The sequence below is a fragment of the Streptomyces sp. NPDC044921 genome (genome assembly GCF_056432865.1).
In genome coordinates this window covers 54,156-75,504 of record NZ_JBWKIF010000030.1, presented here as the reverse complement: position 1 = coordinate 75,504, position 21,349 = coordinate 54,156, and the positions used below count along the sequence as shown (strand labels likewise).

Annotated in this window: 18 protein-coding genes and 1 pseudogene; 14 read left to right on the top strand and 5 right to left on the bottom strand. The window is 73.1% G+C overall.

The genetic code is table 11. The annotated features are described in order from the left end of the window. Positions 1–671: 671 nt before the first annotated feature. The gene (ku, locus tag AC07DA_RS33485) at positions 672–1,769 is read left to right on the top strand and encodes a non-homologous end joining protein Ku (RefSeq protein WP_479132006.1); all 1,098 of its coding nucleotides are present in this window, start codon (positions 672–674) and stop codon (positions 1,767–1,769) included. 251 nt (positions 1,770–2,020) lie between these two features. Here ku and AC07DA_RS33480 read toward each other — a convergent pair whose 3' ends face one another. Beyond that, positions 2,021–2,302 carry a DUF6616 family protein gene (locus AC07DA_RS33480; RefSeq protein ID WP_479132005.1) on the bottom strand — a complete coding sequence of 94 codons (282 nt, stop codon included), beginning with the start codon at positions 2,300–2,302 and terminating at the stop codon, positions 2,021–2,023. Between AC07DA_RS33480 and AC07DA_RS33475 the strand changes: the two genes are divergently transcribed. After that, positions 2,223–2,606: a TetR/AcrR family transcriptional regulator gene (locus tag AC07DA_RS33475; protein WP_479132004.1), complete on the top strand. Its 384-nt coding sequence runs from the start codon at positions 2,223–2,225 to the stop codon at positions 2,604–2,606. The genes AC07DA_RS33480 and AC07DA_RS33475 overlap by 80 nt on opposite strands. 299 nt (positions 2,607–2,905) lie before the next feature. On the opposite strand, the gene AC07DA_RS33470 is transcribed toward AC07DA_RS33475, so the two are convergent. Next, positions 2,906–3,505: a hemerythrin domain-containing protein gene (locus AC07DA_RS33470; protein WP_479132003.1), complete on the bottom strand. Its 600-nt coding sequence runs from the start codon at positions 3,503–3,505 to the stop codon at positions 2,906–2,908. Positions 3,506–3,823: 318 nt separating this feature from the next. On the opposite strand from AC07DA_RS33470, the gene AC07DA_RS33465 reads away from it, so the two are divergent. The 5 genes from AC07DA_RS33465 to AC07DA_RS33445 all read left to right on the top strand — a co-directional run bounded on the left by AC07DA_RS33465 (position 3,824) and on the right by AC07DA_RS33445 (position 10,986). Continuing rightward, positions 3,824–4,924: a carboxylate-amine ligase gene (locus AC07DA_RS33465; RefSeq protein ID WP_479132002.1), complete on the top strand. Its 1,101-nt coding sequence runs from the start codon at positions 3,824–3,826 to the stop codon at positions 4,922–4,924. A 92-nt stretch (positions 4,925–5,016) separates the two neighbouring features. Continuing rightward, positions 5,017–5,202, top strand: a complete 186-nt coding sequence (locus AC07DA_RS33460) for a hypothetical protein (RefSeq protein ID WP_479132001.1) — start codon at positions 5,017–5,019, stop codon at positions 5,200–5,202. Positions 5,203–5,447: 245 nt separating this feature from the next. Then, entirely contained in the window at positions 5,448–6,632 is a 1,185-nt protein-coding gene (locus AC07DA_RS33455; protein ID WP_479132015.1) for a carboxylate-amine ligase, read from the top strand. Positions 6,633–6,898: 266 nt separating this feature from the next. Beyond that, a complete protein-coding gene (locus tag AC07DA_RS33450; protein WP_479132000.1) occupies positions 6,899–8,683 on the top strand; it encodes an N-acetylglutaminylglutamine amidotransferase in 1,785 nt (594 codons plus the stop codon). Next, entirely contained in the window at positions 8,656–10,986 is a 2,331-nt protein-coding gene (locus AC07DA_RS33445; RefSeq protein ID WP_479131999.1) for a S9 family peptidase, read from the top strand. Before AC07DA_RS33450 ends, AC07DA_RS33445 begins: the two co-directional genes overlap by 28 nt. Positions 10,987–11,054: 68 nt before the next feature. Here AC07DA_RS33445 and AC07DA_RS33440 read toward each other — a convergent pair. After that, positions 11,055–11,309, bottom strand: a pseudogene (locus AC07DA_RS33440) (helix-turn-helix domain-containing protein); the annotation flags it as partial. Positions 11,310–11,485: 176 nt separating this feature from the next. After that, positions 11,486–12,229, bottom strand: coding sequence for a zinc ABC transporter ATP-binding protein AztA (gene aztA, locus AC07DA_RS33435; protein WP_479131998.1), 744 nt, complete (start codon positions 12,227–12,229; stop codon positions 11,486–11,488). Positions 12,230–12,244: 15 nt separating this feature from the next. On the opposite strand from aztA, the gene aztB reads away from it, so the two are divergent. The 4 genes from aztB to aztD all read left to right on the top strand — a co-directional run bounded on the left by aztB (position 12,245) and on the right by aztD (position 16,617). Beyond that, positions 12,245–13,102 carry a zinc ABC transporter permease AztB gene (gene aztB, locus AC07DA_RS33430; protein WP_479131997.1) on the top strand — a complete coding sequence of 286 codons (858 nt, stop codon included), beginning with the start codon at positions 12,245–12,247 and terminating at the stop codon, positions 13,100–13,102. A gap of 20 nt (positions 13,103–13,122) precedes the next feature. Continuing rightward, positions 13,123–14,352 carry a hypothetical protein gene (locus tag AC07DA_RS33425; protein WP_479131996.1) on the top strand — a complete coding sequence of 410 codons (1,230 nt, stop codon included), beginning with the start codon at positions 13,123–13,125 and terminating at the stop codon, positions 14,350–14,352. Next, the gene (gene aztC, locus AC07DA_RS33420; RefSeq protein WP_479131995.1) at positions 14,349–15,326 is read left to right on the top strand and encodes a zinc ABC transporter substrate-binding protein AztC; all 978 of its coding nucleotides are present in this window, start codon (positions 14,349–14,351) and stop codon (positions 15,324–15,326) included. The genes AC07DA_RS33425 and aztC overlap by 4 nt, the downstream gene beginning before the upstream one ends. Positions 15,327–15,414: 88 nt before the next feature. After that, on the top strand, positions 15,415–16,617 hold the full coding sequence (gene aztD, locus AC07DA_RS33415) for a zinc metallochaperone AztD (protein WP_479131994.1): 1,203 nt from the start codon (positions 15,415–15,417) through the stop codon (positions 16,615–16,617). A 198-nt stretch (positions 16,618–16,815) separates the two neighbouring features. On the opposite strand, the gene AC07DA_RS33410 is transcribed toward aztD, so the two are convergent. Beyond that, positions 16,816–18,015, bottom strand: a complete 1,200-nt coding sequence (locus tag AC07DA_RS33410; protein ID WP_479131993.1) for a hypothetical protein — start codon at positions 18,013–18,015, stop codon at positions 16,816–16,818. A gap of 133 nt (positions 18,016–18,148) precedes the next feature. Here AC07DA_RS33410 and AC07DA_RS33405 point away from each other — a divergent pair, with 133 nt between their 5' ends. The 3 genes from AC07DA_RS33405 (at position 18,149) to AC07DA_RS33395 (ending at position 21,332) form a co-directional block, all read left to right on the top strand. Then, the gene (locus AC07DA_RS33405; protein ID WP_479132014.1) at positions 18,149–19,078 is read left to right on the top strand and encodes an ABC transporter substrate-binding protein; all 930 of its coding nucleotides are present in this window, start codon (positions 18,149–18,151) and stop codon (positions 19,076–19,078) included. 104 nt (positions 19,079–19,182) lie between these two features. Next, a complete protein-coding gene (locus tag AC07DA_RS33400) occupies positions 19,183–20,328 on the top strand; it encodes a FecCD family ABC transporter permease (RefSeq protein WP_479132013.1) in 1,146 nt (381 codons plus the stop codon). Next, positions 20,325–21,332: a FecCD family ABC transporter permease gene (locus tag AC07DA_RS33395; protein ID WP_479131992.1), complete on the top strand. Its 1,008-nt coding sequence runs from the start codon at positions 20,325–20,327 to the stop codon at positions 21,330–21,332. Before AC07DA_RS33400 ends, AC07DA_RS33395 begins: the two co-directional genes overlap by 4 nt. The last annotated feature ends 17 nt before the right edge of the window (positions 21,333–21,349 follow it).

Here is a 21,349-nt window from a genome sequence, read left to right as displayed (position 1 = left end):
CCGCTGGAACAGTTCCCACAGCTCGTCCGGCACCATGCGCTCGACCATCACCACACGGTGCAGACTACCCAGGCACGCCAAATGAGACGACGTCTAATCCTACGAGTGCCGGAGACGCGGAACATGGTGTCGCGCACGACTGCCGACTGGTTCTGGGGCAGCGCGGACCCGGCACGGGCTGTCCCAGGTGTCGCGGACTACGGCGGCCACCCGGAGGTCACGTGGTGGTGTCGGGCGCAGTGGCGCTCCCGCTGTGCAGCGGAGCGAGAATCCGGCCGGTGGGATGAATGCCCCATGTAGCCGAACATCAAGGCGCGACGCTCCCGGTATGGATGGTCCACACGCAGCGCACCTACGGAAGGAGGTGAACTCGATGGGCAACGGTGGCCTCATCCAGTGGCTGCTCGACCTTCTCGGCCTCCGCTGATCAGGTGAGACAGCCCGGTCCGGGGCCGTTCCCAGGAATGAGTGCCCGGCACCGACGCGACGACGGGGTCGCGGCATCGTTGCACGCAGCGACCCCGGAGTCCTCCGCCGAGCGCGTGCGGTCATCGGCTCCCGTTCGGGTGCTGCGCCGGTGCGCTCGACGGGCGGGCCGGAGGGGGTGGTGCGAGCGTGGGGGCAGGCGGCATCCGCGCGGTGCGTATGCGGGACGGGACGGAGTTGCGGTCATGGCTCGGGCGATCTGGACAGGGGTGATCTCGTTCGGTCTGGTGACGGTGCCGGTCGGGCTGTTCACGGCGACCGAGGACCACACGGTCCACTTCCACCAGCTGCAGCGCGGGACCGCGGACCGGGTCCGCAACCGGCGGGTCAACGAGCGCACCGGCAAGGACGTCGAGGCCAAGGACATCGTCAAGGGCTATGAGCTGGGCGAGGGCGAATACGTGGTCGTCGAGCCGGAAGAGCTCGAGGAGATCGCGCCGGGCCGGTCCCGGACGATCGACATCACGGATTTCGTCGACCTCGATCAGATCGCACCGGTGTACTTCGACCGCACCTACTACGTCGCGCCGCGCGGCAAGGAGTACCTGAAGGTCTACGAGCTGCTGCGCGCGGCGTTGGAGCGGGCCGGGAAGGTGGGGGTGGCCACGTTCGTCATGCGGGGCAAGCAGTACCTGACGGCGTTGCGGGCCGAGGACAAGGTCCTGGTGCTGCAGACGCTGCACTGGGCGGACGAGGTCCGTGACCCGGGCAGGGAACTGCCCGAGCTGCCCTCCGGCCGGGCCGAGCGCGGCAAGGAGCTCGACATGGCGCTTCAGCTGGTCGACAGCCTCAGCAGCCCGTGGGAGCCGGAGCGCTACCACGACACCTACCAGGAGAAGGTGCGTGAGCTGGTCAAGGCCAAGGCCGAAGGGCAGGAGGTCGCCCTCGCCGACGAGCCGCCCCAGGCGACCAACGTGGTGGACCTGATGGAGGCCCTGCAGAACAGCCTCGCCCAGGCCGGAACCGCCCAGACGGGGGTCGCCAAGGCCGGCGCCTCCGACCGGGGGCGGCGGCAGTCGGCGTCCGGCAAGGGAGAGTCCTCCTCCACCAAGGGCAAGCCGGCCAGGAAGGAGGCGTCTCGCAAGGCCCCGCCGAAACGGGCGGGCGCGTCGGCGCAGCGTGGCCGGAGCACGGGCAAGAGCGAGTTGCGCCAGCTGAGCAAGACGGAGTTGTACCAGCGGGCGGCCGACCAGAACATCGAGGGCCGGTCGAAGATGAGCCGCGAGGAACTGATCGACGCCCTCGCCCGGTCCGGACGCCGCCGCAAGACGAGCGCGGCCTGACCGGGGCGGTTGACGCGACCGCTCGGGCCCCGGCTCTCGCGGGCCCGAGCGGATCGAGGCGGCAGGTCCGGGGCTGGTTCCCCGGGAGCGGTCATCTCGCCGCGAACCCGGTTCGCCCTCCGCCGGCCGGAGTGAGGCGGCCGGACGTACCGTGACGCGGGCGTGGGCGTGCTCGGTGGGCAGAGGCCGTCAGCCGGGACGTTCCGGGCCCGGGAGGTCGGCCATGGCGCGGGCGAGGGCCGCGGGGTCGGTCATGGTGCCGGTGATCCGTATCTGTTCGAAATAGGTGAGCAGTGCGGGGTCGTCGGCTGAGCCGAAGGCGTGGACGGCGTCGGCGTCCGGGGCCTGCCACACCGCCCGGAACGTCCAGGGGGTCTCCTCGAGGAGCGGCTCGGTCCGCCCATCGCCAGCGGGGTGATGCCGGCCTCGATGAAGGCATCCAGGTCCGCGTTCATGCCGGAGAGGAAGGCGGTGCGCTGTCCGCGGGGCAGGTCGAGCCAGGTCCGGCGGGGCCGCCACAGTACCGACCTCATCCTGCTGCGCTCGGCCGCCAGTCACTCCGCACGGCCGGTGCTGCGTGACTACGTCGAACAGACGGTGATCCCACCGCTCGCCGACTACTTCGGCGCCGACGACCCGGCCGCGCGCGAACGCGCCGTTCTCACGCTGTCCCTGGTTCTCGGGATCAACGTGCTCGGCCGGATGCTCGAAGTGGAACCCCTCAAGGCCGCCGCGGGTGAGCCGGGAGTCACCTGTGCCCGGCTGGAGAACATCCTCGGCGCCATGTTCCAGAGCGCCGCACACGCGCCGGCGGACAGCCGGACCCCGCCTTCATGACGGGGTTTCCTTCGCGGCCGTGTCCTATGCGGTCGCGGAGGCCGTCCAGGCCCCTGACCGGTACGGGCGGACACGCCGACGACGTGCCCTCCCGCCTCCGGCGAGGGGGGGGCGACGATGCGCGGGGCGAGGTGAGCGGCCTGGGCGCCGCGCACGAGGAGGCCCCGGCCGGCTCGGGGGTGCCGAGCCGGCCGGGGCGCTGAGAGAACGGCTACGGGGGAGGCCGTCGCCTCGCGGCGAGTGGCGCGTGGGCCATGGGCGAGCTGTCGTCCCGGCCGCTGCGACGAGGCCGGGAGAGGTCACTTGCCCGACGCGCCGAAGGCGTCGCGGGCCCGGTCCAGGAGTGAGGCGAAGGGACCCAGGGTCCACTGCAGCGCAGGGGATCCGGCGGCGGTGGGATGGGGGTGGGTGGGAGCCAGCTTCTCGGCCATGAGCAACCTCCTGCCCATGGTCCTGCGCTGCTCTGGTGTGCAACCCGCTTCGAGCGCCGGGAACTCCTCCGTTTCCTCGTGCTGGGCGTGGGAGAGCACGTCCTGCTGGAACTGGGCCAGCTGCAGCTCGAACTCGGGGCTGGTGATGTCCAGCTCCTCCAGCCGGCCCAGGACCTTGTTGGCCTCCTTCTCCTCGGCGTTGCGCGCTTCGGCCTCCTTCGCGCCGGCGACGTCCTTGGCGGCGGGGCGCACGATCATCTCCTCGGCCGTCTCGTGCACGGCCAGCAGACCCCTCAACTCATGGAAGACCTCCTTCTTCCGGTCACCTTCGGCTCCGCCGATCTCGCCGAAGAGGTCCCTGATCCGGGCGTGCTGCCGGAGAAGGATCGCGACGACGTCGTCCTCCGCCATCCCAGCCGCCTTGTCACGCCGGGGGTCGTCGTCCATGTCGGGGTACTGCGCGCTCATCACGCCGTCCTCTCTGCCGGGGCATATGACCTTCGCCGGGTCACCGTCGCGGGGTCCGGCAAACGCTGCGGCGGGGCAGGGCGCGGCCACGAACTCCCCGGGCCTGACCGCTCAGCGGGGTGGGCGCCCCGCGAGCGCGTCGGCAGGGCGCTTCTCGCCATCGGCAAGGTTCCTCCGCAATCGTGCCGGGTTTGTGATGGAGCGGTTGCGGCACTCGGTGTCGGCCCCACGGTGCGCGCCCCGGCGAGACGGCCCGCACCGCGACGGGCGTCGGTGATCGCGCGCCGGACACGGTCGCGACGGAGCAGAGGGCGGTCGATGACGACTATCGGCGTCGAAGAGGAATACCTGCTGGTCGATCCCATATCGGGGCTTCCGGTGCCGCAGGCGGAGAAGGTGTGCCTGGCGGCGGACCTGGCCCCTTGTGTGGACGAGCAGGAGGTGCAGGCCGAACTGCTCCAGGTGCAGGTCGAGGTGGCGACACCCGTCTGCCGGACGCTCAGCGAGGTGGGTGGGCACCTGCTGCGTCTGCGGCATGCGGTCGGAGGCGCGGCCGACGAGCACGGATGCCGCATGGCCGCCTGCGCGACACCACCGCTGCGCGACGAGTACGCCGCGGCGGTCACCGACCGGGCCCGTTACCGGGCCATGGTCGCGCAGGCGCCGCAGCTCGTGGCGGAGCAACTGGTGAACGGTATGCACGTACACGTCGGTGTGCCCAGTCGCGAGGCGGGTGTCGAGGTCCTGAACCGTATCCGGCCGTGGCTGCCGGTCCTGACGGCGATGTCGGCGAACTCCCCCCTCTGGGACGGTCACGACACCGGGTTCGCCAGCTGGCGCACCATGATCTTCAACCGCTGGCCGGTGAGCGGGCTGCCCCCCGTCTTCCGCGACGCCGCCGACTACGACCGCCGGGTCCGGCACCTGGTGGACAGCGGCCTGATCTCGGACACCGGCCAGATCTACTGGCAGGCTCGCCTGTCGGAGCGGTACCCCACCGTCGAGGTGCGCTGCCTCGACGTCCAGCTGCGCGCGGACGACGCGGTCATGTTCGCCGGAGTGGTCCGGGCCCTCGTGGAGACCGCACTCGCGGAGGCCACCGCCGACCGGGTCCCCGTCGCGAACTGTGCGCCGGAACTCCTCCAGGCGAGCATGTGGCACGCGGTACGTCACGGCCTCAGTGACACGTTGATCGATCCCGGTGCCGGTGAGCAGCGCCGGGCCGGGGACGTGCTGTGCGGGCTGCTGCGCCATGTGGCGCCCGCACTGGACGCGTCCGGCGACAGCAGGCAGGTCACGGCCCTCGTCCACCGTCTGCTGCGACAGGGTACGGGCGCCGACCGGCAACGCGCTGCCTGGGCGGAAGGCGGGCTGAACGCGGTCATGGACCTGATCACCAGGGAGAGCACGACGCCATGACGGCTCAGCCCGGCTGTCCGTCACGGGCCGGGTCCCGTGGTGTTCGGGCGGGCCGCGAGGGGAACCCGGAGACCCTACGGAGGGAGCCCGCCATGGCGGACGACGACTTCTACACACGTGACCGCCCGGACAACGCAGCGCTCCCGGAGGACCGGCCCCGCGGTGGGGGCCCCGAGGACGTGTCGGACCGAAGCGGGGGCCGGCGGGGCAAGCCCGTGTGGCTCATCATCGGCCTCGTCGTCCTGGTCGTGATCTTCCTGGCGCTGTTCATGCCTTGAGCCGCCGTGCCCCGGTGCGGCCGACGCCCCCCTGGCCGCACCGCTGACGGTGCTGATCCCCGCCGCCGCGAAGGCGACGGGGACTGCGTGGTGCTCATCTGTGAGTCCGACGTGCCAGACGCGCACTCATGGGCTTATCCGTGGATCAGCTGGGAACTCAGAGCCTCACAGCCGCCCATCGTCCAGGGCAGGGTCTCGTACCCCCCTGAAGGGCAGCGCTCGGATCCCTAGGAGTGACTGTGACCATGCGTATCGGGGTGGAGGAGGAGTTCCACGTCCTGGAGGTGGAGAGCGGACTGCTCGTGCCGCGCGCCGACGCGATCCTGCGACGGCTCCCGCGGCGGACCTTCACGCGGGAACTGCACCAGTGCACCGTGGAGACCAACAGCGCGGTGCACACGTCCTTGCACGACCTGTACACGGACCTGACCCGACTGAGACGGCAGCTGGACGCCGCCGCCTCCGCGCAGGGGCTGGCCGTGGTGGCCGCGGGGACGGCCCCGCTGGCGCCCGCCGCCGCGGCGAACCCGACCGCCGACGACCGGTACCGCCACATGGCAGAGGAGTACCGCAAGGTCGCCGACGAACAGCTCATCTGCGGCGCACAGGTCCACGTGGACGTGCCCGACCGTGACACCGCCGTGCGCGTCATGTGCGAGGTCTCGCCCTGGCTGCCCGTGCTGCTGGCCGTCTCCGCGAGTTCCCCCCTGTGGCAGGGGACCGACACGGGCTACGCGAGCTGGCGTTCCATGGTCTGGCAGCGCTGGCCCACCGCCGGTCCCGCCGGGTGCTTCCCGGACGCGGCCGAGTACGACGCGGCGGTGGACGACTTCGTGCGGGCCGGGGTCATCAGCGACCCGGGGATGATCTACTACGACGTCCGTCCCTCCACCCGCCTGCAGACGCTGGAACTGCGCATCTGCGATGCCTGCCCGCGGGCCGAGACCGTGGTGCTCATCGCCGGACTCTTCCGCGCCCTGGTCACCGACGCCCAGGAACGGCTGCGCGAGCGCGGGCCCCGGTGTGCGGGCCGGCACGAGTGGCTGCGGGGCGCGGCCTGGCGTGCCGCCCGGTCCGGGCTCGAAGGCGCCCTGGTGGACCCGGAGACCCACCGCGAGGCACCCGCGTCCCAGGTTCTGCGCACGTTGCTGGTCCGACTGCGCCCCGCCCTGGAGGCCCACGGTGACTGGCACACTGTCCGGGAGCTGGCCGAGGCGGCTCTCGCGGACGGAAGCGCCGCCCGGCGCATCCGCCGTACGGCACAGCAGGAGGATCTCCTCGGCTGTGTCGACATGCTGATCGCCGAGACCCGCGGCGAACGCGCGCACCGCCGGTCCGCGACGCCCGGCCACGGATTCGGCCCGGCCGTCGCCGCGTTCGGCCCGCGCTCCTCCGCCGGTTCCGGGACGCCGGAGGCCGTCGGCCCCTGATGAGCGGTTCGTGTCATGAGACCGCCACCGGTCCCGCGTTCCCCGTGCACAGCGTTCCCGCCCGCAGGCGGTCACCGCCTCGGTGCCACGGGCGCCGCGGCCCTCTCTCCCGCGCCGCCCCCCCGTGCGTCCTGCCTCCGTCGCAGAGCGCGTGTCCTGTCCCCGTGCAGAAAGGGTTTCGTCATGTCGTGCAGCACCGCCCGGATCCCGACAGGAGGGCGGACACCGATGGTCCCCTCCGGTCACCAGAAGGGAGGTGGGACGGCATGTGCGGTCTGAGCGGGGAGATCCGCTTCGACGGGCGGCGGCCCGACCTGGCGGCCGTGGGGCGCATGACCGACCGGCTCGCTTCCCGCGGGCCCGACGGGCAGGGCACCTGGACACGGGGCGCCGTGGCCCTGGGGCACCGGAGACTCAAGATCATCGACCTGTCGGACCTGGGAGGGCAGCCGATGACGGACGCCCGGGGAGAGGTCACCGGCGTCTTCAACGGCTGTGTGTACAACTACCCCGAGCTGCGGGAGGAGTTGCGCCGACTCGGGCACCGCTTCGAGTCGACGTCGGACACGGAGGTGGTGCTCAACGCCTACCTGCAGTGGGGAACCTCCTGCGTCGAGCGCCTGCGCGGCATGTTCGCCTTCGCGATCGTCGAGCACCGCACGGGGCGGGTGATCCTCGCCCGGGACCGCCTCGGCATCAAGCCGCTCTACCTGGCGCGGACACCGGGCCGGCTGCGGTTCGCCTCCACGCTGCCCGCCCTCCTCGCCGCCGGAGACGTCGACACCTCGCTCGATCCCGTCGCCCTCCACCAGTACCTGAGCTGGCACGCCACGGTCGCCGCGCCGCACACCGTCGTCAACGGCGTGCGCAAGCTGCCCCCGGCCACGGTGCGCGTCGTCGAACCGGACGGCACCCACGAGGACCACCGCTACTGGCAGCCGTCCTACACCCGCCGGGCCGAATACGCCGGCATGAGCCCGGACGAGTGGCGGGACGCGGTGCTGGACGCGCTGCGCACCGCGGTGCGCCGCCGCATGGTCTCCGACGTACCGGTCGGCGTGCTGCTCTCCGGCGGCCTCGACTCCAGTCTGATCGTCGCCCTGCTGGCCGACGAGGGCCAGCGCGACCTGATGACGTTCAGCGTGGGGTTCGAGGCGGAGGGCGGTGAGGAGGGCGACGAGTTCCGCTACTCCGACCTCGTGGCCCGGGAATTCGGCACCGACCACCGTCGGATGATGGTTCCCTCCGAGCGGGTCTCCACGGCGCTGGACGGGGCGGTCGCGGCGATGAGCGAGCCGATGATCAGCCACGACGTGGTCGCCTTCTACCTGCTGTCGGAGCAGGTGTCCAAAGAAGTCAAGGTCGTGCAGAGCGGACAGGGCGCCGACGAGGTCTTCGCCGGCTACCACTGGTACCCGCAGCTGGCCGGGGTCGCCCGCGAGGACGAACCGGAGCGCTACGCCGAGACCTACTTCGACCGGTCGCACGCCGATCTCGCCGAGATCCTGCGGCCGGATCTGCTGACCCCCGGCGACGTCTCGGGCGACTTCGTCCGCGGCCACATGGCGGTACCGGGGGCGGAGACGGCGCTGGACGCCGCGCTCCGCCTCGACACGCACGTGATGCTCGTCGACGACCCGGTCAAGCGCGTCGACAACATGACGATGGCCTGGGGTCTGGAGGCACGCGTGCCCTTCCTCGACCACGAACTGGTGGAACTGGCGGCGGCATGCCCACCGGAACTGAAACTGGCCGACGGCGGCAAGGGCGTGCTGAAGGAGGCGGGACGCAAGCTCCTTCCCCGCGAGGTCGTCGACCGCCCCAAGGGCTACTTCCCGGTACCGGCCATCCGGCACATGGCCGGACCCGTCCTGCAGCGGGTGCGTGAGGCACTCGAGGCACCGGAGGCGAAGCAGCGCGGACTGTTCCGGGAGTCGTACGTCGCCAAGCTGCTCGAGGCGCCCGACGAGCACCGCACCAGGCGCGGCGCGAACGCCCTGTGGCAGATAGCTTTGCTGGAGATATGGCTGCAGACTCACGGAATCAAGTGACCGATCAGCGGGCCGTGCGGGGAGGGGACGGGCCGCAGCCGGTCCTCCCCGCTCCCGGGACGCTCGGCCCTTCTCCAGGACCGCCCGACGAGGACGGCAGGACACAGGACCGGCCCGGTGTCCCCGCCGCCGCGGCCGCGCCGGTCCCGGTGGTGCTGCCGGAGGCGGGCGGCCCCGCTGACGCGGTGACCCGGCTGCGCGCCCACGGCTGCTGGTACCCCTCGGCCAACGCCGACGGCACGCAGGCGGCCTTCATCTGCGACCGGGGCGGCGTCCCCCAGCTGTGGGCCGCGCCCGTCGGCAGCGACGAGGCGCGTCTGCTCGACTCCTCGCCGGATCCCGTCAAAGAGGTGTCCTGGTCGCCGGACGGCCGCTGGATCGCCTACACCACCGCGCCGGGCGGGGGCGAGCACACGCGGGTGCTGTGCGTCCGGCCCGACGGCACGGGCCGCCGCATCCTGGCCGGGGCGGACCCGGCCAGCTCCGCCTATCTGGGGTGCTGGGCGCACGACGGCTCGGCCGTCGCCGTCACCGTCGCGGATCCAGCCGCCGCCGTCCAGCCGGGCCTGGTCGGGCGGCCCCTGTCCGGCCACGGCCCGCCGGTCGGCCTGCCCGGGCGGCCCCTGTACGACCACGCCCCGGCGGACGACCTGCCCGGGCGGAGCCCGTACGACCACGGCCCGGCGGACGGCCTGCTCGACGGGGCCCGCCCCGGGGCCGCATGGGCGGACCGGGACGGGCACGCGACGCTCCTGGGCCCGGCCGCGCACGATCACACCCCGGCGCCGGCTCCCGACGGGACGCCGGCCGGGGCCACGGCTCCGGCGGCCCGGCCCGGTGGCGGCCTGTCGGTCTACCTGATCGATCCCGACGGCCTCGCGTCCCCCGTGCTGCTCACCACGGAGACACACGCCGCCTCCCTGCGCGCCTGCGACCTCAGCCACGACGGCCGCTTCGCACTCCTGCGCCGCGGGCCGCGCGGACGCCGCGAGGCGGTCGTCCGACGCACCGCCGACTCCGCGACCGCCTTCGCCCTGCCGGTCGCCGACGGCGACCCGTGGATCGGCCGGTTCTCCCCGGACGGGCGGACACTGTGGCTGCGCAGCGACGCCGACCGGGAGTACGCGGCGCTCCTCGCCGTCGCCCTGGACGCCGACGGCAGGCCCGAGCGCACGTCGGTGGCGGCGGAACGCGACGGAAGCGACCTCGAACTCCTCGCGTTCGCCCACGACGGCCGTACCGCGGCGCTGGCATGGAACGCGCGGGGCGTCAGCGAGCTGGAACTCGTCGAGACCTTCCCGGCCCCGACCGGGCACCCTCCCGACGACACCGGCCCGGCACGCCCCCTTCCGCTGCCCCACGAGGTCGTCACCCGCGTGACCGCCGCCGGAGCCGGGCGACTGCTGCTCGCGCTGTCCGGCTCCCAACGCCGCCCCGGTGTCTGGTGGGCGCACGAAGGCGTGTTCACGCTCCGCACCCCCTGGTCCGCCCGGGACGAGGACGCCGTCCCGGGCGGCCGCCCACCGGTACGCCCCGTCCCCCTGCGCCTGACGGCCCGGGACGGACTGCCCCTGAGCGGCTGGTACTACCGGGCGCCGGGGCGTGCCCCCGACGAACCGGCACCCTGTGTCATCCACCTGCACGGCGGTCCGGAGGAACAGGAACGCCCGGTGTTCAACCCGCTCTACCACGAGCTGATCGGGCGCGGCCTGGACGTCTTCGCCCCCGACGTCCGGGGCTCCCTGGGGCACGGCCGGTCGTTCGTCGACGCGGACCTGGGTGAGGGCCGCTTCGCCGCGTTCGACGACGTCGCCGACTGTGCGGCCCACGCGGTCACCGCGGGCCCCGCCGATCCGACACGGCTGGCGGTCATGGGCCCTTCGTACGGCGGCTACCTGACGTTCGCCTCCCTCGTGTGGCACCCGGACCTCTTCCGCACCGGAGTCGCCGTCTGTGGCATGTCGGACCTGCTGACCTTCTTCGCCGGTACGGAACCCTGGATCGCGGAGTCAGCGGCGCACAAGTACGGCCACCCGGAACGCGACCGCGAGCTGCTGCGCGCCCTGTCACCGATGAGCCGTATCGAAGCGCTGCGTGTTCCGGTGCTCGCCGTCCACGGCGAACACGACACGAACGTGCCGCCGGGGGAGTCCCGGCAGTTCGTGCGGGCGGCGCGCGAACGCGGCATCCACGCCGAGCTGTTGACCCTGCGCGACGAGGGCCACGATTTCCTGCGCGCGGACAGCCGGCGCCTGTTCCGCCGGGCGGCGGCGGACTGGATGGAACGGCACCTCATGGGGTGACCCGCACGCCGCGGGTCATGGACGCCGGATGCCGGCCGTCGGCCGTCCGGCGCGGGGTGGTCGATCAGGAGACCGGTGTGTCCACGGAAGAAGCGGCCGAAGCCTGCGGGATCGGTGAATCCGAGGTGGGCGGCCACCGCCCGGGCGGTCCAGCGGGCACTGCCCAGCAGGCGCCGGGCTTCGAGCAGCCGCCGCTCGTCGATGAGTTCGCGCGCCCCCGTGCCGGTGGCGTCCCGGGCTTCGAGCAGGCTGCACCGCAGGGCGTGAGGGACATCGAGCGGGCGACGCCCGAGGGAGCGGTGTTCGTCCAGGAGCTGGAGAGCCAGGCAGGGCGTCGGGGGCCCGGCGCGCCGGTCGGTACAGGCGCTGCAGGGGCGCCGCCCCCACCGCCTCCGTCGCTCAGTCTGCCCGTGCCGCCCGCCGCGGTGTACCGGTCCGCCCCGCGTCGCAGCGGCCGGCCGTCCGGCCGGGGGCCTCGCGGTCGCCTGTGCCGTGCCGCTCAGAGTGCTTGCCAGAGGCGGGCGAGCGCCGTCGTGGTGAGGACGCGGTCCGGATGCCCCTGCCCGGCGAGGCGGCCGTCCTGGAGAAGGAGGCACGCGTCCGCCGTGCGCGCGACGTGCAGGTCGTGGGTGGCCTGGACGACCGTCACCCCGTCGGCGACGAGTGCCGTCAGCAGCGCGCCGATCCGCTCCCTGGCCTCCGGGTCCAGACCGGTGGTCGGCTCGTCCAGGAGCAACAGGTCCGACTCCTGCGCCAACCCCTGCGCGATGAGGGCGCGTTGACGCTGCCCCCCGGACAGCTCGCCCAGTTGCCGGGCCGCCAGGTCCCCGATGCCGAGCCGTTCGAGCGCCGCGTCGACGGTGGCGTGGTCCTGGCGGGTCAGCCGGCGCCACGGGCCGCGCTCGCCCCAGCGCCCCATCTCGACCGTCTGCCGGACGGTGAGGGGCAGGGCGTCGCCGACGGCCGCGCGCTGCGGTACGAACGCCGGCGGCCGGTCCCCGGCGCGGTGGAGCTCACCGGATGTCGGATGGATCACACCGGCGAGCACGCCGAGCAGGGTCGACTTGCCGCTGCCGTTCGGGCCGACGAGCGCCGTCGTGGCCAACCTTGGTATGTCCGCGCTGAGTTGGTGAAGCACGGGACGGCCCGGGTAGCCGGCGCACAGTCCGTGGAAGCGGATGTGGGCTGCCCGCTCCACTGGTGGGGCGGGGGAGGGGCGCGGTTTGTTGAACATGGTTTTCATTGTAATGTCCTCGGCATGGACTGGTTGACGGCCCCGTTCGAGGTCACCTTCGTGCAGCGGGCCCTTTGGGGTGGGGTGCTCGTGTCCGCCATCTGCGCGCTGGCGGGCACCTGGGTGGTGCTGAGGGGGATGGCGTTCCTCGGTGACGCGATGTCCCACGGACTGCTGCCGGGCGTCGCGGTGGCGGCGCTCCTCGGTGGGAACCTGATGGTCGGCGCGGTGGTCAGTGCCGCCGTCATGACGGCCGGCGTCACCGCGCTCGGCCGTACGCCCAGGCTGTCCCAGGACACCGGCATCGGGCTGCTGTTCGTGGGCATGCTCTCGCTCGGCGTGATCATCGTGTCCCGCTCCCAGTCCTTCGCCGTCGACCTGACCGGTTTCCTCTTCGGTGACGTCCTCGCCGTCAGGGAACGGGACCTCCTCGTGCTCGCGGTGGCGCTGCTCGTGGCGCTGGCGGTCTCGGCGCTCGGCCACCGTGCCTTCCTGGCCCTGGCGTTCGACTCGCGCAAGGCCCACACCCTGGGGCTGCGGCCACGCCTGGCCCACGCCGTGCTCCTCGGCCTGCTCGGTCTGGCGATCGTCGCCTCGTTCCACATCGTCGGGACGCTGCTGGTGCTCGGACTGCTCATCGCGCCGCCGGCGGCCGCCCTGCCCTGGGCCCGCGGCGTGCGCGGGGTCATGGCGCTCGCCGCCCTGCTCGGCGCCGCGGCCACGGTCGGCGGCCTGTTGTTGTCCTGGCACATGGGCACTGCCGCCGGCGCGACCGTCGCGGCCCTCGCGGTGGGTCTGTTCTTCCTCTCCCACGCGCTGTCCGGACTGCGTGACCGGCGCGCACGCCACGTCCCCGCCGCCCCCGTACTCGAAGTCGACTGAAAGAGGCAGAGGCGATCGTCATGGCCGTCCGCAGAAACGTCCCTCCGGTGGCATCGGCCGCACTGGTGCTCACCGCGCTGCTCGTCACGAGCTGCGCCGAGGGAAAGGGCAACGACCCCCGCTCCGCGGTGAGTTCCCCGTCCGCCACGCCGCACGGGTACGTCGAGGGAGCCCGGGAGGCCGCCGAGCAGCAGGCCCGGCTCCTGGTGAACGATCCCGGCAGCGGACACACCAGGGTCCTCGACCTCATCACCGGCAAGGTGCACCGGATGGCCCAGGTGAAGGGCGCCGTCCGGCTGTGGACGGACGGCAGGTTCGGCTACCTCCACGGGCCCGGCGGCACCCGCGTAGTCGACACCGGCGCCTGGATGGTGGACCACGGGGACCACGTCCACTACTACAGCGCGGCGACACGGGACGTGGGCGAGCTCCCCGCGGACGGCCGGGCACAGGTGCGCAGCGACGCCGCGGTGACCGCGGTGACCGGTGAGGACGGGCGCGCCCTCCTCTACGACCGCGGCGCACTGGAGAAGGGGCGGATCACCTCCCCCCGGACGCTGCCGGGCGCATACACCGGACCCGTCGTGCCGTACGACGAGCACCTGCTCGCCTTCGCGAACGAGGAGGGCGGCACCCGGCTCGTCGTCCTGGACCGCGAGGGCGGGCGCGTGGCCTCCCCGGACGTGACGTGCGAGGAACCACGGGGGGACGCCGTCACCCGGCGCGGCGTGATCCTCGGCTGCGCCGACGGCGCCCTGCTCGTCCAGTCCGAGGACGGTGCCTTCACCGCCGAGGAGATCCCGTACGGGAAGGACGTCCCGGCGCGGGAACGGGCCACCGCCTTTCGCCACCGGCCCGGCAGCGACACCCTCACCGCCCCGGCCGGAGACGACGCGGTCTGGGTCCTCGACGTCACCGAGCGGACCTGGAAGCGGGTGGACACCGGGCCGGTCGTCGCCGTCAACACCGCGGGAGAGGGCTCCCCGCTCCTCGTCCTGGAGACCGACGGCGCGGTGCACGGCTACGACATCGCAACCGGAAAGCGGACGGCGCGGACCAACTCGCTGCTGACAGACGCGAAACGGGCCGGAGCCGCCGCCCCCGTCATCGAGGTCGACCGCAGCCGCGCCTACGTGAACGACCCCGAGGGCAAGAAGGTGTTCGAGATCGACTACAACGACGGCCTGCGCATCGCCCGTTCCTTCGACCTGGACGTCAAGCCGGTCCTCATGGCGGAGACCGGACGATGAGCCGCAACCGGACGAAGCAGCGCGCGCGGGCGGGCATCGCCCGGCTGCGCAGCCTGATCGCGGGCCTGCTCGCCCTCGCGGCAGCCGCGACCGCCACCGCCTGTGCGCCCGAGGGCGACCGGCCCGGCATCGTGGTCACGACCAACATCCTCGGTGACATCACCCGGGAGATCGTCGGCGACGAGGCCGAGGTCACCGTCCTGATGAAGCCCAACGCCGACCCGCACTCCTTCGGTCTGTCGGCGGTGCAGGCCGCCGAGCTGGAACGCGCCGACCTGGTCGTCCACAACGGCCTGGGCCTGGAGGAGAACGTACTGCGGCACGTGGACGCGGCCCGCGAGTCCGGGGTCGCCACCTTCGCGGCCGGCGAGGCCGCCGACCCGCTCACCTTCCGCCCGGCCGACGACGGCGGGCCCGAGGGCGGGAAGGGGCAGCCCGACCCGCACTTCTGGACCGACCCCGACCGGGTGCGCAAGGTCACCGGCCTGATAGCCCGTCAGGTCATCGAGAACGTCGACGGCGTCGACGCCGGCACGATACGCGCCAACGCCGACCGCTACGCGGGACGACTCTCCGATTTGACCTCCTGGATGGAGAAGTCCTTCGACCGCGTCCCCGCCGACCGGCGGGCCCTCGTCACCAACCACCACGTCTTCGGCTACCTCGCCGACCGCTTCGGCTTCGAGGTGATCGGCGCGGTCATCCCCAGCGGCACCACGCTGGCCTCACCCAGCTCCTCGGACCTGCGCTCCCTCACCGAGGCGATGCGGCGAGCGGGCGTGCGCACCGTCTTCGCCGACTCCTCCCAGCCCAAACGGCTCGCCGAGGTGCTGCGGGCGGAAGTGGGCGGCGTGGTCCGCGTCGTCGAGCTCTACTCGGAGTCCCTCACCGCAGAGGGCGAGGGCGCCGACACCTACCTGCGGATGATGCGCGCCAACACCACCGCCATGGTCACCGGCCTGACCGGCGAATGACCCTCCCGGCTCCCGGCACACCGGCCCCGTCGGGCCGGCACTCCACACCCCCATGCCGCCTGCGAGCGGCGCGGAAAGGAACACACTGATGAACAAGTCGACGCGCGGCAGAGCCCTCACGGGCACGGCACTGGCGCTCGCGGTCTCCACGGTGCTGACCGCCTGCGGCGGGGAGGACTCCTCCTCCGCCGGCACCAAGGCCGACGCGGCCGCGAGCTCCGCGCCCGCGACGCCGGTCAAGGATCCGCTGGTCGCCACGTTCGACGGCGGTCTGTACATCCTGGACGGCGAGAACCTGAAGCTCGCCGGGACCATCCGGCTCCCGGGCTTCAACCGGGTCAACCCGGCGGGCGACGAGGACCACGTCGTCGTGTCCACCGACAGCGGATTCCGGGTCCTGGACGCCACCGGCCGGGCCCTCACCGACATCGAGTACAAGGGCCCCAAGCCCGGTCACGTGGTCCGCCACGCCGGGAAGACCGTGCTCTTCACCGACGGCACCGGACAGGTCAACGTCTTCGACCCCGCCGAACTGAGCAGGGGCGAGAAGCCGGCAGGACGCACCTACACCTCCGCCGAACCGCACCACGGTGTCGCCATCCAACTGGCCGACGGCACACTGGTGAGCACCCTCGGTACGGAGGAGAAGCGCACCGGCGCGCTGGTGCTGGACAAGAACAACAAGGAGATCACGCGCAACGAGGACTGCCCCGGTGTCCACGGCGAGGCGGCCGCCCGGAACGAGGCCATCGGCATCGGCTGCGAGGACGGCATCCTGATCTACAAGGACGGCAAGTTCACCAAGATCGACGCCCCCGACGACTACGGCCGCATCGGCAACCAGGCCGGCAGCGACGCCTCACCGATCCTCCTGGGCGACTACAAGACCGACCCCGAGGCCGAGTTGGAGCGACCCACCCGCGTCTCCCTCATCGACACCGAGAAGAAGAAGCTGCGCCTGGTCGACCTGGGCGTCAGCTACTCCTTCCGCTCGCTGGGCCGCGGCCCGCACGGCGAGGCCCTGGTCCTCGGCACCGACGGCGCCGTCCACGTCATCGACCAGAACACCGGCGAGATCGAGAAGAGGATCCCGGCCGTGGGCGCGTGGCAGGAGCCGCTGGACTGGCAGCAGGCCCGGCCCACCCTCTTCGTTCGCGGGCACGTCGCCTACGTCTCCGAGCCCAGCCGGAAGGCGCTGCACGCCATCGACCTGGAGACGGGGAAGAAGATCACGTCCGTCACGCTGCCGGAGAGCACCAACGAGCTGTCCGGCGTGGTCGCCGGAGACTGACCGCGCCCCCTGCCCCCGCCGCGCGGCCTTCCGGCCGTGGCGGCGGGGGCGCTCGCGTCCCCGCACCGGGCGACCGGACGCGGCGGTCGGCCACGGCGAGGCACGCGGTGGGCCGGGCCGGGGCCGGCGCGGCAGCCCACCGCCCTGGTGGGCGGGGGCCGTTCGGGGCGCCCGGAGCCGGCCGCTGCGCATCCGCCGTCACCGCCCCACGGGATCGCCCTCGGCACCGTCGTCCGGGACACGCAGGGTGATGTGGCCGCCGTGATGCAGTGGTGTGCTCAGCCGCGCACGGGCCGCCTCGTGGCCGGTCTGCGCGTCGACGATGTGCACCTCGCCGTGGCCGCCGCGGGTGACCGCGATCCAGTCGGAGCCCGGTGAGGCGGCCACCGCACGGCGCTGGACGCCTTCCCACGGGCTCTCGCCACGACGCGGAGCGCCGTCCATCGCCGGCAGGGGGAAGCGGCGGACGACGTCGTCGGCGCCCAGAACGATCAGCTCGTCGCCGTCGGGGTGGACACGGGTGAAGACGGTGTGGCGCCGGGCGAGCGCCAGCCGGAAGACCAGTCCGGGGCCGAGGTCCGTGAGCAGCGTGCGGCCTGTTCCCAGCTCGTGCCGCCAGGCCTGGTTGGTCCACTCCGGCCAGCGCAGCGGGTCCGGGTCACCGCCGCGCAGCGTGGTCCACAGCGCCTGCCGCCGGGTGTCCAGCCGGAGGTACCAGCCCCGGGCGGGCGATTCCCACGGGATGACGCCCTCGGCGGCGAGGGCGTCGCCCTGCCTGCGGGCCCGGTGTACTCCCTGACCCGTGGCCGCGAACACGTGCTGCGAGCCGGGTACCTGCGCGTCTCCGTGTCCGTCGTCCGGCAGGGGCAGGACCGCGTGCGGGGTGACCGGGGGGCAGCCGGGCGGGGCGGCGAGGAGGTCCGCGAACTGGTGGACGGCCAGCCCGCCGGGCTCTCGGTGCCGCAGCACGACCAGGGGGTCGCCGCCGCCCAGCACCGTCACGCCCGGTTCGCCGATCCGGGTGCGGACCCGTGCGGCCTCCCCGGTGGCCAGGTCGAGGACCGTGAGCAGGTCCGACCAGGGTGCGCTGTTCTCGCCGAGGCCGGTCGTGACGGCCAGAAGGCGGCCGGACGGGTCGCAGGCGAGGTGCTCGGCGGGCACGGCGACCGGGATCGCCTGTTCCACGAGTTCCCCGGCGAAGGGATCGAGCACCAGCAGTTCGCCGCGACGGTCGTCGACACAGGCCACCCGTCCGCCCGGCAGCGCCAGGAAGCCGGCGTGCTCGGAGAGGTGACGACCCGTGAGGCGGCCCACCGTGGCACCGTCCGGCACGGTCAGCAACTGGAGGGATCCGGCCACGTGGTCGGAGACGAGCAGGACGGGCGGGGCGGCGGGCATGGGTCCTCCGGAAAACGATCTGGTGAAAACGATTATCATGTATCTTCGGTGCGTTCCCGGTACCTGAGAAGAAGCGAGGGCATCGATGCTGCGCTCACCGTCCACGTTCGTCCGCAGTTGGATCACCGCAGTGATGGTGGGTTCCGTCCTGGTCGGCTGCGGCTCGTCCTCGGAAGAACCCGCGACCGGCAAGGCCAAGGCCGCTGCGAAGACGGAAGTGACCGTCGAACCCATCAAGGCGGCCACGCGGTTGACCGACACCAACGGCGTCGAGATCTCCCTGGAGAAGCAACCCGAGCGCATCGTCTGCCTGTTCGCGCTGTGCGACGACATCCTGACGGAACTGGGCATCGTGCCCACGGCCACCAACAGCGCGCTGCTCGCCCACCCGGACTTCCTGGGGCCGGAGAAGGCCAAGAAGGTGGACGTCATCCCCGGCGGGTTCATCGCCCCGGAGGTGGAGGCGATCCTCTCCCACAAGCCCGATCTCGTGATCGGGCTGGGTGACACCCACGGCAAGCTCGCCCCGGCGCTCAAGGGCGCCGCCACGTTCTGGGCCATGCAGCCCGAGACCTGGCAGGACAGCGTCGGGTACCTGCGCGACGTCGCCGCGCTCACCGGCCGCACCGCCGAGGGGGAGAAGGCGGAGCGGACCTTCCGGACGAAGCTCGCCGAGGCCGAGAAGACCCCGAGCGAGAAGACCGCGCTCATCATCTACGGCAGTGACGAGAACTTCGGCGTCGCGACGCCGGAGGGCGACGTGGCCGCGAGCCTGTTCCCGAAGATCGCCGACTACCCGTGGAAGTCGCGTGGTGTGGAGGGCAGTTACAGCCTGGAGGAGATCCTCGCCCAGGGCGTCGACGTGCTGTTCGTCGAGACGATGAGCTTCGGCGACGCGGACGGCAAGCTGTCGGACAAGCTGGCCGGGAACCCCCTGTGGGGCAAGATCCCGGCAGTGAAGAACGGTGACGTGCACGAGGTGAACTCCGAGGTGTGGGCCAAGGGGCGCGGCACCCGTTCACTGGGCATCGTCCTCGACGAGGCGACGGCCGCGCTGCGGTGAGGAAGTTGCTCCCGGTGCCCGCCGCGGCCGATCGCGCCGCGGCGGGCGGACAGCGGCCCCCGCGCGGTGCGCGGAGGTGGCAACCGCTCCTGGTACTCGGGCTGCTGGCCGTCTCCTCGGTGTGCGCGCTCACTCTCGGCACCCCCTACGTTCCCCCGCACCGGCTGCCCGCCGCGGTCCTGGACGGGGACAGCACCCTCACGGGGATCGTCGTCACCGAACTCCGCGTACCCCGCCTGCTGCTGGCGCTCGTCGCCGGAGCCTGTCTGGGGGCGGCCGGACTGGTGCTCCAGGAGGCCCTGCGCAATCCCCTGGCGGTGCCGGAGATGCTGGGCGTGTCGTCCGGGGCGGCGCTGGGGGTGGCCGCGCCGCTGGTGCTGTCCCTCTCGCTGCCCGCCGCCGCCCAGCCCCTGCTGGCCATCGGGGGTGCTGCGCTCGGCGGAGGGCTGACGCTGCTCGTCGCCGGGATCGGCCGCAGTCCGTCCGCTGTGCTGCTGACCGGCGCGGCGGTGGCGGCCGCGCTGCAGGCCGCGCTGCTCGTCCTGATGGTCATGGCCGATCAGCTGGACCTCCAGCTGATCTACCGCTACCTGCTCGGCTCCCTCTCCGCCCGGACGTGGGAGGACGTGACCGGCCTGTGGCCGTGGCTCCTCGTCGCCGTGCCCGCGCTCGTGCTGTGCGCGCCGGTGCTGTCCGTGCTGCGGCTGGGTGACGAGGACGCCGAGGCGCTGGGCGTGCGGGCCCATCGCGCCCGGCTGCTCGCGCTGGCCATCGCCGTGGTGCTCATCGCCCCGGTGACGGCCGTGTGCGGGCCCGTCGCGTGGGTGGGTTTCCTCGCCCCGCACCTGAGCCGTTGGTTCGATCCCGCGGCGGGCGCGGTGCGCTGGCTCCCGTGGTCCGCGGCATGGGGCGCCGTCGTCGTGACGGCCGCCGACGTCCCGGCCAGGCTGGCGCTGGCGCCCGTGGAGACACCCGCCGGCGCCTGGACCGCCCTGCTCGGCGTGCCGGCCGGCGTCGCGCTGATGCGGTCGGGCGGCCGCCGTCGCGCGGACCGGCGTGCCCCGGCCTCGCCGGCGGCGCGCGAGCCGTTGCCCGGACCGCGCCGGACGGCACCCGGCGGAGCGGACGAGGGCCCCGGCGCCCGGGTGTCGCAGCACGCCCCCGTGGGCGGCCCCGGGCCGGGTGGGCCGGGCGGTGGCCGCTCCCGCGCTGCGGGGCGGACCGGAACAGGAACGGAGGACACGCGGTGACCCGGCGGTTCACGGCGCTCGCGGCACTGGCCGTGGTGTGCGCGGCGGTGGAGGTGGTGGCCGGGCGCGGCATGTCCCCGGGTACGGCCTGGGACGTCCTCAACGGTGGCGGTGACGCGACGGAACGCCACATCCTCCTGCAACTGCGCCTGCCCCGGCTCCTGGTGGCCCTCTGTGCCGGTGCCTGCCTCGCCGTGGCGGGGCTCGTCCTGCAGTCGGCCCTGCGCAATCCCCTGGCCGGGCCGGAGGTGACGGGCGTGACCCCGGGCGCGGTGCTCGGCGCCGTCACCGCGACCGCCCTGGGACTCGCCGGGTGGGACGCGCCGCTGGCCGTGGTCCTCGCCGCGTGCGCGGGCGGGTTCGCCGGAGCGGCCCTGCTCTGGCTGCTCGCCGGACGCGGGCGCGGTGATCCCGCGCAGACCGCCGTGCACGGAGTGCTGGTGTCGGCGGTGCTGGGCGGGCTCACCGCCATGGTGCTGCTCGTGGAGCCCGGCGAACTGGGCAGCGTCGTGCAGTGGCTGGTCGGCACCACGGAGGGCCGGGTGTGGCAGCACTGGCACCTGCTGTGGCCGTGGGCGGTCGTCTGGGGAGCCGCGGCCTGGCTGCTGACCGGGCCGTTGACCCTGCTGCGCTGCGGGGACGACATCGCCCTCGCCGCCGGCCTGTCCGCGCGCGGGGCCCGGACCCTGGCCCTGCTGTGTGCGGTGGCCCTGACCGCGGGCGCGGTGGCCGCCGTGGGCGCACTGGGTTTCGTGGGGCTGCTCGTGCCGCACCTGGCCGTGGCCGTCTTCGGCGCGGACCTGCGGGCGAGTCTTCCCGGGGCCGCCCTGACCGGCGCGGTCGTGGTGTGCGGGGCGGACGCTGCGGCGCAGCTGTCCTCGCGGCTGCTGGGGGCGGTGTTCGACGCCGGGCGGCTCACGCTGCCGGTCGGAGCGCTCACCGCATGCCTCGGCGCCGCCTTGTTGCTGGTCGTCGTGCGGCGCACGCCGAACCGTACGTTCTGAAGCTGACGTAAGGACTG

Coding starts and splice junctions, on each gene's coding strand:
- ku (WP_479132006.1), top strand. CDS start 672: ATGGCTCGGGCGATCTGGACAGGGGTGATCTCGTTCGGTCTGGTGACG.
- AC07DA_RS33475 (WP_479132004.1), top strand. CDS start 2,223: ATGCCGGAGAGGAAGGCGGTGCGCTGTCCGCGGGGCAGGTCGAGCCAG.
- AC07DA_RS33480 (WP_479132005.1), bottom strand. CDS start 2,302: ATGAGGTCGGTACTGTGGCGGCCCCGCCGGACCTGGCTCGACCTGCCC.
- AC07DA_RS33470 (WP_479132003.1), bottom strand. CDS start 3,505: ATGAGCGCGCAGTACCCCGACATGGACGACGACCCCCGGCGTGACAAG.
- AC07DA_RS33465 (WP_479132002.1), top strand. CDS start 3,824: ATGACGACTATCGGCGTCGAAGAGGAATACCTGCTGGTCGATCCCATA.
- AC07DA_RS33460 (WP_479132001.1), top strand. CDS start 5,017: ATGGCGGACGACGACTTCTACACACGTGACCGCCCGGACAACGCAGCG.
- AC07DA_RS33455 (WP_479132015.1), top strand. CDS start 5,448: ATGCGTATCGGGGTGGAGGAGGAGTTCCACGTCCTGGAGGTGGAGAGC.
- AC07DA_RS33450 (WP_479132000.1), top strand. CDS start 6,899: ATGTGCGGTCTGAGCGGGGAGATCCGCTTCGACGGGCGGCGGCCCGAC.
- AC07DA_RS33445 (WP_479131999.1), top strand. CDS start 8,656: ATGGCTGCAGACTCACGGAATCAAGTGACCGATCAGCGGGCCGTGCGG.
- aztA (WP_479131998.1), bottom strand. CDS start 12,229: ATGAAAACCATGTTCAACAAACCGCGCCCCTCCCCCGCCCCACCAGTG.
- aztB (WP_479131997.1), top strand. CDS start 12,245: ATGGACTGGTTGACGGCCCCGTTCGAGGTCACCTTCGTGCAGCGGGCC.
- AC07DA_RS33425 (WP_479131996.1), top strand. CDS start 13,123: ATGGCCGTCCGCAGAAACGTCCCTCCGGTGGCATCGGCCGCACTGGTG.
- aztC (WP_479131995.1), top strand. CDS start 14,349: ATGAGCCGCAACCGGACGAAGCAGCGCGCGCGGGCGGGCATCGCCCGG.
- aztD (WP_479131994.1), top strand. CDS start 15,415: ATGAACAAGTCGACGCGCGGCAGAGCCCTCACGGGCACGGCACTGGCG.
- AC07DA_RS33410 (WP_479131993.1), bottom strand. CDS start 18,015: ATGCCCGCCGCCCCGCCCGTCCTGCTCGTCTCCGACCACGTGGCCGGA.
- AC07DA_RS33405 (WP_479132014.1), top strand. CDS start 18,149: ATGGTGGGTTCCGTCCTGGTCGGCTGCGGCTCGTCCTCGGAAGAACCC.